Raw genomic sequence first — 2,654 nt, 5'->3', positions numbered from 1 at the left:
CGCACGTCGATTTCCATTGTTGGATTTTGCTCCATTACATCTAAGATTTTAGCTAATTCTACTGCTGCATCTGGTCTGATGAATGATTTGTCTAAATCGAAGTAGATGATTTTGATTCCAAAAGCTTTGGCTAAATCGTCTCCGGGTTGTACTGGTTTTTGTGCTTTTTCAAGTTCTACTGGTACAAATGATTTTCCTGATTCTTCTTTAACAATAGTTGGAGTTTCAAGTGTGTTGTATTCAGGTTTTTCGGTTTTGATGTAGTATTTGCTTCCGCATTCTACTTTTCCAAAATCAAATTTACCGTCTTTATCTGAAAGTACTTCTTGCAGTTTTTTGTAGTTAGCATCCGATAAGGTTACTCGTGCTCCAGCAAGTGGTAAACCTGTTTCTTTATCTGTGGCAACACCTGATAAGTACTGCTCACATTCTAGTTTTTTTGTTTCTTTAAATCGGTAGATATCATCACCACCTAAACCACCTTCTCTGTTGGAAGTTACATAACCTGTTCGATTTGCTGTATTAATTAAATAAGAGAAATCATCTTTTGAACTGTTTAATGGTTCACCTACGTTTTCAACTTTCTTGAAGCTTCCGTCGGCTTGTTCTTTGGCAACAAAAACATCTAAACCTCCAAGTCCAGGATGTCCATCTGAGGCAAAATAAAGTTCATTTTCGTTAGTCATTATCGGAAAAGTCTCTCTTCCTTCGGTGTTGATGGTGTTTCCAAGATTGGTTGGTGTACCGTAACTTCCGTCTGATTTTATTTCAACTTTAAACAAATCTGATTGTCCTAAAGTGCCTGGCATATTCGAGGCAAAATACAAGGTTTTCTCATCAGCACTTAATGCCGGATGCGCCACACTGTATTCATTGCTATTAAATGGTAACTCAGTTATGTTGCTCCATTTATCGCCATCTAAAGTAGCTTTGTATAATTTTAGCAAAGTCGATTTTCTAGCATCTTTCCCTTTTTTTCCGTCAAGGAAATTGTTTCTTGTAAAGTAAACCGTTTTTCCGTCTTTGGTAAATACAGGTGTTGATTCGTGGAATTTAGAGTTTAATGTTCCTCCAAATCGTGTTGGTGTAGATAACGTTCCTTGATCGCCCATATCAGCGCTATACAAATTAGTAAAGCTCTCACCAGTCCAAGAGTGTCTCTTGTTGGATAATCCGCCAGTGTCTCTTGCTGATGCAAAAACTACTTTGTTGCCAGAAAAAGCACTTCCGTAATCAGAATACTCTGAGTTGATTCCGGCATTCTCTATTGTATAGCGTCCGGAGTTTTTCTTGATTTGTGCTAAATAATCTTTTTGTGCTGTAGCTAATTTTGCGCGCAAATCATTACCACTTTTTTGATTAAATTTCACCAACATCTCATCGGCTTTTTTATAATCTTTGATTGCTTTTAGTGATTGAGCATAACGATAGTAGTACTCTGGAGCCACATCTTGTGTAAAAGCAAATAGTTCACCATACCACTTTGCCGCATTATCTAAATCGGCTTTGAAGTAATAAGAATCGCCAAGTTTTTGTAACATTTCTTGCGATTTGTATCCTTTGGCAAAAATACGCTCGTAGGTTTTAATAGCATCCACATAAGCAAACTTATCGTATTGTTGGTCTGCTTTGGCTTCTTTTAACTTTTGACCCGACACACTCATTGAAGCGATGCAGGCAACTACTAAATATATAATTCTATTTTTTTTCATAATAATTGCTTTTGTTTAGAAGAATCTTGGTGATACTATTCGATCCTGACGTTTGAATAATTCAAAACGTAAAAACACTTCGTGAGAACCCGAATTGTAATTAGCTAATTTGGTTGTTTCTAAATCATATCCGTAACCAATATACAAACCATCACTAACTTGAAAGCCTGCCATCAAACTCACAGCAGCACTCCAACGCCAAGCTGCTCCTAAAACAAACTTCTCATTGATTAAAAAGTTACCCGATACATCTAATTGCAATGGTGCGCCTTCAACAACTTTGGTTAAAAAAGCAGGTTTGAATTTTAAATTAGAACTCAAATCAAACACATATCCTCCAATAAAATATAAATTCATTCGCTCTTTGTAAACAGCAATATCATTGTCGTCATAGCGTTTGGTTTGAAAGAAATTCGGAACCGATAATCCTAAATAAGATTTATCAGAATGAAAGTAAACTCCAGCTCCAACATTTGGTGAAAAGTTATTATTTAAATTCTGCAATAATGGATCTGCTTGATTTTGAACCCTTAGTTTATTTACATCTAAATTAAACAAATTAGCCGTTCCTTTTACTCCAAATGACAATTTATAAGACTCTGATGTTTGGATAGTATAAGAGATATCTGCCGAAATAGTATTCTCAACAGTAGGTCCGATACGGTCGTTCACAAAACTTAGTCCAACTCCTAAATTGCTATTGTTAATAGGCGAATTTATTGAAAAAGCGTTCGTTACCGGTGCGCCATCCAATCCAACCCACTGCGTTCGATGTAGTCCAAAAACACTCAAAACACCTCGCGAACCAGCATACGCAGGATTCACATTGATTGTGTTGTACATGTATTGTGTGTACTGAGCATCTTGCTGTGAATAACTCACAAAACCCAGTAAAAGCATAGCCAAAATTATTATTCTTGTTCTCATTTATTTGGATGTTAT

At 36.2% G+C, this 2,654-nt stretch carries 2 protein-coding genes; both read right to left on the bottom strand.

Annotated features, from left to right (window positions below):
- A partial coding sequence (locus Q0050_RS15285; RefSeq protein WP_298397906.1) for a carboxypeptidase regulatory-like domain-containing protein occupies positions 1 to 1,712 on the bottom strand: 1,712 nt, incomplete at its 3' end.
- A gap of 15 nt (positions 1,713 to 1,727) precedes the next feature.
- Positions 1,728 to 2,639 carry a type IX secretion system membrane protein PorP/SprF gene (locus Q0050_RS15280; RefSeq protein WP_298397903.1) on the bottom strand — a complete coding sequence of 304 codons (912 nt, stop codon included), beginning with the start codon at positions 2,637 to 2,639 and terminating at the stop codon, positions 1,728 to 1,730.
- Positions 2,640 to 2,654: the final 15 nt, after the last annotated feature.

Origin of the sequence: Flavobacterium sp. (assembly GCF_027483985.1) — a bacterium.
GTDB lineage: Bacteria > Bacteroidota > Bacteroidia > Flavobacteriales > Flavobacteriaceae > Flavobacterium.
The sequence above is the reverse complement of the archived record's forward strand: the minus strand, read 5'-3'. Positions and strand labels throughout refer to the sequence as shown.